At 68.1% G+C, this 9,294-nt stretch carries 2 protein-coding genes; both read right to left on the bottom strand.

From position 1 onward, the window contains the following. A partial coding sequence (locus tag ACL03I_RS38755) for a hypothetical protein (protein ID WP_412808555.1) occupies positions 1-204 on the bottom strand: 204 nt, incomplete at its 3' end. A gap of 279 nt (positions 205-483) precedes the next feature. Then, the coding region (locus tag ACL03I_RS38750; RefSeq protein WP_412808554.1) for an amino acid adenylation domain-containing protein at positions 484-9,294 on the bottom strand (8,811 nt) is incomplete at its 5' end.

Here is a 9,294-nt window from a genome sequence, read left to right as displayed (position 1 = left end):
GCGATCGATCAACAAACGCGCCAAACGCGTGGACCGTTCGTCCAGCTCAGCATAGCTCAGCGCGGCCAGCGTGGCGGTCGCGTCGGCGAACACCACGGCCGCGCCGCTCGGGTTGGCCTCGACGGCGGTGGCCATCAATTGCGGCAGAGTGGTGACGCGGGGGCGGCGGGTCCGGGTCGGGCGCACACGCGCCGGGCGGGTCATACGCGCACCGCTTCCGCAGTCTCGTCACGCCGCTGCCCGACCGCCCGAACCATCGTGCTGCCTCACCCTGTCTATCGTCGCCGCACGCACGTCACCATGCTCCCCACCCTGGGATCATCGAACGTGCGCAGGTCGATCGTTACCTGACCACCGGCGCACGCCGAGCGCGACCGGCCTCGACCCTGGGGTTTCGGGTCGAAAACGGACGCACGTGACGAGTGCCGCGGTTGATTATTACCTGCCGACGCGCGATTGGGGTCGCGACGTCGGCAGGGATGGTCAACGGCGAGCGTCGAGCAGAGCGGCCAGCTGCGGTCCGATCACCGCCAGCGCCTCCGGTGTGGCCATCCGAGCGTGGGTGACCTCGACCGGCCGGTCGACGACCATGCCCTGGACGTACGGCCACCAGTCGGCCGCGGCGGCGCGCAACTCGTCGGTGGGATCGGCGACCGCCGCGCTGAAGTACTGCACGGTGCCGCGGAATACTCCGGGCCGGTGCTCGGCGATCAACTCCGCCGAGCGGACCGCGGTGCGGTAGATCCGGCGCAGCCGCTCGGGAGTCACCGCGACCAGATCGGCCGGGATCATGGCGTGCAACGCGGCCAACGACTCGTCGTCGAGTTCGTAGACATCGCCGTCCGCGGTGACCGCCGTGCCGAGGCCGAGTTCGGCCAGGGCCCCGCGCACCGCCGCGCGGAATCCGACCACGTCCGGATTCGGATGGCTGTCCATCATGGCCAGCAACTCCACCCGCTCGCCCGCGTCCTGCAACCTGGTGGCGATGGCATGGGCGAGCACGCCGCCGAGGGACCAGCCGAGCAACCGGTACGGACCCTGCGGTTGTACCGCCCTGATCTCGGACAGGTAGCGCTCGGCCAGTTCGTCCAGCGAACCGGGCAGCTCGACGTCCTCCGACAACGCGGGCGATTGCAGGCCGAAGATCGGCTGCTCGACGGGCAGGAACTGCGCCAGACCCGCGTACGACCAGGCCAAGCCGTACATCGGATGCAGACAGAACAGCGGGGCCGCCGATCCGCTCGCCCGGATGGGCAGCAGCACGTCCAGCGCCGCGGTGGCGTCGGCGTCGCCGGCGTCGATGCGCGCGGCCAAGCCCGCCACCGTGGCGTCGGTGAAGAACCACTGCACCTGCACCGTCGCTCCGGTCGCGTCCCGCAGCCGTCCGGCCACCTGGGCCGCGAGCAACGAGTTACCGCCGAGCCCGAAGAAATCGTCGTCCAGGCCGACGCGGTCGGCGCCGAGCAGTTCGGCGAACGCGGCGGCCACGGCCTGCTCGGTGACCGTCTGCGGCGCGCGGTAGGCGGCCGTGCTGACGATCTCCGGCGCGGGCAGCGCCCGGCGGTCCAGCTTCCCGTTCGCCGTCAACGGCAACACCTCGAGCACGACCACCGCATCCGGCACCATGTAGCCGGTCAGGAATTCGGCGACTTCGCCGCGCACCGTGGTCGGGTCGATGCTCGCGCCCGGGTCGGGCACGACGTACCCGAGCAAACGGTCACCGGCATGCTCGTCGGTACGGACCACCGCGACCGCCTGCCCGACCCCGGCACACCGCAGCAGCGCCGCCTCGATCTCCCCGAGCTCGATACGGAACCCACGCAACTGCACCTGCTGATCACCGCGACCGGCGTACTCCAGGGCGGCGTCGTCACCGCGGGCACGCCAGCGCCCGATATCCCCGGAGCGATACATCCGCGAGCCCGGCGCACCGAACGGATCGGCCACGAACCGTGTCGCGGTCAACCCCGCACGCCCCAGATACCCGCGCGAGAGCTGCGCGCCGACCACATGGATCTCCCCTGCCACCCCGACCGGCGCCGGGTGCAACCGGTCATCGAGCACGTACGCGTCCAGGCCCGGGATCGCCCGCCCGATCACGCTGGCCGGGTTGTCGACCATCTGCTGGTCCAACGACAGGAACGACACGTGCACCGTGGTCTCGGTGATGCCGTACATGTTCACCAACCGCGTCCGCTCACCATGGCGGGCATACCAGCGGCCCAGCTTCCGCAGATCCAGCGCCTCCCCACCGAAGATCACATACCGCAACCCCAACTCGGCCCCGCCCGCCGCGGCGCGGTCGGCCTCCACCAGCTGATAGAACGCCGACGGCGTCTGATTCAGCACCGTGACCCGCTCATCGATCAGCAGTTCGCGCAACTGCTCCGGTGAACGGGAGGTCAGGTAGTCGACCACGACCACGCTGCCGCCGTGCGCCAGCGCGCACCACAACTCCCACACCGAGAAATCGAACGCGAAGGAATGGAACAACGTCCACACATCGGTTTCGTCGAACCCGAACAACGGCTGCGTGTTGGCCAGCAACTCGATGACGTTGCGGTGCGCCACACCCACACCCTTGGGCACCCCGGTCGAACCGGAGGTGTAGATGACATACGCCAGATTGTCCGGGCGCAACCGGCCCACCCGATCGGCATCACTCACCGGCGCATCGGAGAACTCTCCTGCCGCCTCCAGCAGCACCACCGGCAACCCACCCGACGGCACCGCCTCCCGCTGCTGCACCGTGGTCAGCACACACACCGGGGCGGCGTCTTCGAGCATGAACTCCAACCGCTGCACCGGATACCCGGTATCGATCGGCAGATACGCCGCCCCCGCGATCAACACCCCCAACAACGCGACCGGCAACTCCTCGGTACGCGCCACCGCCACCGCCACCAACGACTCCGGACCCGCACCCCGAGCGATCAACGCCCGCGCCACCTGATTCGCCCGCGCATGCAACTCACCGAAAGTCAACGTGGTCTCACCCGAACGGATCGCCACCGCTTCCGGGCGCAACCACGCCTGTTCGGCGATCACATCCGGCAGTGTCGCACCGGGAACCCAGGCCCCCGGCACATTCCACGCACTCAGCACCTGGTCGCGTTCGCCGGGCGCGAGCACATCGATATCGCCCACCACGGCTGTGGCATCGGCCGCGACCGCCGCCAGGACACGACGGAACCGGCTCGCGAAGTTCCGCACCGTCGATTCGTCGAACAGGTCGGTCGCGTAACCGATCACCACCGACAGACCCGGCGCACCGGGCTGCTCGGCCAGGGTGATCTGCAGATCGAACTTGGCCGCCGACACTCCCGGATCGATGCCCGACACCGTGAGCCCGGGCAACTCGAGCGTCGCGGGAGCGAGGTTCTGCAGCACCAGCATCACCTGGAACAGCGGATGCCGCGCCGCCGAGCGGACCGGATCGAGCAACTCGACCAGCCGCTCGAACGGCAGGTCGGCATGGCCGAACGCGGCGACGTCGGTTTTGCGGACCTCGGCCAGCAGCGTTTCGAACGACGTGCCCGGCTCGACCTCGGTGCGCAACACCAGCGTGTTGACGAACATGCCGATGAGGTCGTCGAGTTCGGCCTCGCCGCGGCCGGCCACCGGGGTGCCGATCGCGATGTCCGAGGTGCCCGACAGCCGCGCCAGCAGCACCGCGAGCGCGGCGTGCACCACCATGAACAGCGTCGAATTGTGTTGTTTGGCCAGCTGTTCTAGCCCGGTGTGCAGGTCGGCGTCGATGTCGAAGGCGAAACTGCCTCCGCGATAGGACGCCTGGGCGGGCCGGGGCCGGTCGGTCGGCAGCGGCAGTTCCTCCGGCAGAGCGGCGAGCGCGTCCCGCCAGTACTCGGCCTGCTGCGAGATCAGGCTCTTCGGGTCGGTCTCGGAGCCGAGCACCTCCCGCTGCCACAGGCTGTAGTCGGCGTACTGCACCGGCAGCGGGGCCATGGCCGGGGCCTCGCCTCTGCTGCGCGCCTCATAGGCCAGGACCAGATCCCGGGTGAGCGGGCCCAGCGACCAGCCGTCGGAACTGATGTGGTGCGCGACGAAGACCAGCACGTGCTCGGTGGGGTCATCCGCGCTCGCGGACGCGATCTCGAACAGCGCGACCCGGAACGGGACCTCCGTGGTGACCTCGAACCCCGCGCCGACCACGCTGGTCACCACGGCGACCGAATCGGCCGCGTCGACTCGCGCGGGTGTGAGGTCGATCGGCACCTCGTCCGCCGCGAGCACCCGCTGTACCGGGCCGTCGGACGTCTGCGGGTAGATCGTGCGCAGGATCTCGTGGCGCGCCACCAGATCCGCGACCGCCGCTCGCAGGGCCGCGACGTCCAGATCGCCGGTGAGGCGGATGGCGGCCGGGATGTTGTAGACCGATGAGGCCGGATCGAACTGGTTGAGGAACCACATGCGCTGCTGCGCCAGCGACAACGGGATCCGTTCCGGACGCGGACCGGCCACCAAGGCTTTACGCCCGCCAGCTCCCGCGTGCTGCTCGACCTTCACGGCCAATCCGGCCACGGTGGAGGCCTCGAACAGCACACGCACCGGCACACGCGCATCCAGCGCCGCGCCGATCCGCGCCGCGACCTGGGTCGCCAACAGCGAGTTACCACCCAAAGCGAAGAAGTCGTCGTCCGCGCCCACCCGCTCGACCCCGAGCACCTCGGCGAACACCGACGCCACGATCTCTTCGATCGGAGTCGACGGCGCACGGAACGTCTGAACCTCGAACTCCGGCTCCGGCAACGCCTTGCGATCGAGCTTGCCGTTGACGTTCAACGGCAGAGCATCCAGCACCACGAACGCCGCAGGCACCATGTACGACGGCAACCCAGCGCTCAGTTCGGACTTCACCCGAGCCACATCCACGCCGGATCCGGCACCGGCCGTATCGTCGGCATCGCCAGCGGCACCTGCTCCAGCATCCACAGGCACGATGTACGCGACCAACCGCTCACCGGTCTGCGGATCCGACTTCGCGATCACCGCAGTCTGCGCGATCTCCGGCAGGGCGAGCAACGCGGCTTCGATCTCACCGAGCTCGATACGGAAACCACGGATCTTCACCTGGAAATCCGTACGACCCCGATACTCCAGTTCGCCTGTGCTCGTCCACGCAACCAAATCACCAGTGCGGTACATCCGCGCACCGGGCTGGAACGGGTTGGCCACGAACCGATCCGCGGTCAGATCCGCACGACCGAAGTAACCACGCGCCAACTGCGCACCAGCCAAATACAACTCACCCGACACACCCACCGGCACCGGACGCAAACGACCATCCAGCACGAACACCCGACTGTTCCACTCCGGCGCACCGATGGGAACCGAAACCCGGTCGGTATCACTGACCCGATGGCTGGTGATGGACACCGCCGCCTCGGTCGGACCATACAGATTGAACAATTCGGTACGCGGATTCTCACGCAAGAACCGCTGCGCCAACGCACCCGGAAGGGCTTCACCGATCGCCAACACCCGCCACAGCGAATCCGGCATACCGGCAGTCAACAGCGCGTCCAGCATCGACGGGACGACGTGCAGCGTGGTGACCCATTCCTGGGCCATGAGTTCGTTGAGGTACGTCGGGTCCCGGTGACCGTCGGGTGAGGCGATGACCAAACGGCCACCGCACACTACCGCCGACCAGAACTCCCACACCGAGAGGTCGAACGTCGCGGCCGTCTTCAGCAGAATCGCATCCGCAGCGTCGAGCCCGAACTCGATGTTCTTCCATTGCAACTGGTTCGCGATAGCGCCGTGCGGAACCGCGACACCCTTCGGGCGACCCGTCGAACCGGACGTGAAGATCACATACGCCGTGTTCTCCGGACGCAACGGCGCGACCCGATCGACATCAGCGACCGGCGCGGCATCCAGCTCCGACAGATCCAGTTCATCGATCCGCACCACCGGCGCGACATCGGTCTCGAACTTCGCATCGGCATTCGTCAGCACACAAACCGGTGCCGCCGTCTCCAAGATGTAGCTCGTCCGCTCGGCAGCCTGATCCGGATCCACCGGCACATACGCACCACCGGACTTCGCCACCGCGTACATCGCCACGATCAAATCCACCGAGCGACGCAACGCAAGCGCGACCCGCGACTCCGGACCGACACCCAACGAAATCAGATGCCGCGCAAGACGATTCACACGCACATCGAGTTCGGCGTAGGTCAGCTCGACCCGCTCACCATCGACCGCGTCCGCGACCAGCGCCGTTGAGCGCGGGCCCGCCGCGACACTGGCGTCGAGCAGCGAGGCCAGCGTCGCATCCGCGTCGACCGCCTGGTCGGTGGCGTTCCAGCGTGCCAGCACGTCGTGCCGTTCGGCGGCGTCGAGCAGTTCGAGATCGCCGACCGGCGCGTTGGCGTCGGCGACCACGGCGGCGAGAATGCGCGAAAGCCGATCAGCGAACCCTTCGACCGTCGCCCGATCGAAAAGATCAGTCGCATACGTCAAGAACCCACCGATACCCCCAGCCGCACCCGACTCCGCATACGCATCACCCACGATCAAATGCAGATCGAACTGCGACACATCCAAATCCGCATCCACACCAGCCACCGACAAACCCGGCAACTCCAACACCGCCCGCGCGACGTTCTGAAACGACAACCCCACCTGGAACAACGGATGACGCGCCGTCGACCGCGGCGGATTCAACACCTCCACCAACCGCTCGAACGGCACATCCGCATGCGCGAACGCAGCCAGATCCGACTCACGCTGCCTACCGAGCAAACCCGCGAACGACTCACCCGGCTCGAACCGCGTCCGGAACACCACGGTATTGACGAACATACCGATCAGATCATCCAGCTCCCGCTCACCACGACCCGCCACAGGCGTGCCGATGGCGATATCCGAATTGCCCGACAGCCGAGCCAGCAACACCGCGAACGCCGTATGCACCACCATGAACAACGTCGCACCGTGCGCACGAGCCAAGTCCACGAGTCCCGCATGCGTCGCCGCATCGATCTCGATATCCACTCGCGCACCGGCCAGCGACGCCACCGCAGGCCGCGGACGATCCGTCGGCAACTCCAGCAAATCGGGAAGCCCGGCCAGCTCGGCACGCCAGAACGCGATCTGCTGGGCCGCGATCGATGCCGGGTCGTTCTCGTCGCCCAGCACCTCGCGCTGCCACAACGCGTAATCCGCATACTGCACCCGCAACGACGACCACCCCGGAACCTCACCCGAAGTACGCGCCGCATACGCCACCATCACATCCCGCACCAACGGACCCATCGACGACGCATCCGCCGCGATGTGATGCACCACCACCGCCAGCACATACGTCTCGGGCGCTCCGTCGACCTGGATGAGGACGGCCCGCAACGGCACCTCGGCCGTCACGTCGAACGGAGTCGCCGCCAAGGCGTAGACCGCGCTCGCCACGTCCGACTCGGCCAGCACCCGCGGAGTGAGATCCAAGGCGACCTGCCCGGCGGGCAACACCAGCTGCACCGGACCGTCGACCGTCTCCGGATACACCGTGCGCAGCACCTCGTGGCGCACGACCACATCCTGTAGCGCCGCACCCAGCGCGGCGACATCCAACGCACCGGTCAACCGCAACGCGAACGGCAGGTTGTAGGCCGCCGAACCGATCTGCTCCGCGGCCTCATCGGACTGATCGAAGCGGTTGAGGAACCACATCCGCCGCTGCGCCAGCGACAACGGCAACCGCTCCGGCCGCGCGATACTGCCCAACTCCACGCGCTCACCGTGCGTGTGCGACTCCAGCGCCGCCGCCAACCCCGCCACCGTCGGAGTCTCGAACAGCGTCCGCACCGGAACGCGGCCACCGACCGCCGCGCCGAGACGCGCCACGACTTGGGTGGCGACCAGCGAATTGCCGCCGAGCGCGAAGAAGTCGTCATCCGCGCCGACCCGGGTCACACCGAGCACCTCGCCGAACACACCCGCCACGATCTCCTCGATCGCGCTCGAGGGCGCACGGAAGTGCTTGGTCTCGAAGGTGGGCTCCGGTAGCGCCTTACGATCCAGCTTGCCGCTGGAGTTCAGCGGGAACGCATCCAGCGCCACGATGGCGCCCGGAACCATATAGGCGGGCAACGTCTCACCGATCGCGGAGCGCAGCGCCTGCGTGTCGATCCGGTCTCCCGGAGCGGGGACGACGTAGGCCACGAGTTGGTCGCCCAGCGATGAAGGCGACACGAGCGCCACCGCCTGGCTCACCGAAGGCTGCGCCAGCAGCGCCGTCTCGATCTCGCCCAGCTCGATCCGCTGACCACGGAACTTCACCTGGAAATCGGTCCGGCCGAGGTAGTCGAGGACCGCGTCGTCGGCGTCCTTGCGCCATACGACGAGGTCACCGGTGCGGTACATCCGGTCACCGTTGCCGAAGGGGTTGGCGACGAACCGGTCCGCGGTGAGATCGGGACGCCGCACATAACCGCGGGCCAGCTGATCACCGGCCAAGTACAGCTCACCGGGCACACCCACCGGCACCGGCCGCAACCACGAGTCCAGGACGTACACCTGCGTGTTCCACTGCGGCAGACCGATCGGCACGCTGCGCTCGTCCGCCGACGCGGGCCAGTAGGTCACCGACACCGCCGCCTCGGTCGGGCCGTACAAGTTGTGCACCGCGGCGTCGGACACCGCGTGCATGGCTCCCACGGTCTCCGGGGGCAGCGCCTCGCCGATCACGAAGACGTGTTTCAGCGTCGGGCAGCTGCCGGGCGCGGTGTGCGCGGCGAAGACGGTCAGCATGGACGGCACGAAGTCGGTTACCGTCACGCGCTGCCCGGCAATGGTTTCCGCGACGTAGGCGGGATCGCGGTGCCCGTCCGGCGTGGCGACGACGAGCTTCGCTCCCGCACGCAACGGCATGAAGTAGCCCCACAGCGAGACGTCGAAGGTCGTCGCCGTCTTCTGCAGGTACACGTCGTCCGGGCCCAGCGGGTATTCCGCCAGCATCCACGCGATCTGGTTGTCGATCGCCGCATGGGACACCGCGACGCCCTTGGGCCTGCCGGTCGATCCCGACGTGAAGATCACGTACGCCGGGTGCTCCGGCAACACCGGACGCAGCAGTTCCTCCGGGCGAACCGGGCTGTCGTCGAAGCCGTCTAGCTCCAGGGTGTCGACGGCGAGCGCCCGGACGTCCTCGGGCAGGGCCGCCGCGTCGGCGCTGGTCGTGACGACACAGAGGGGGCGAGCGGTGTCGAGGATGTGCGCGATGCGTTCGGCCGGATGATCCGGATCCAACGGCACATACGCCCCACCCGC

The organism is Nocardia sichangensis (assembly GCF_047200615.1).
Classification (GTDB): Bacteria; Actinomycetota; Actinomycetes; order Mycobacteriales; family Mycobacteriaceae; genus Nocardia; species Nocardia sichangensis.
The sequence above is the reverse complement of the archived record's forward strand: the minus strand, read 5'-3'. Positions and strand labels throughout refer to the sequence as shown.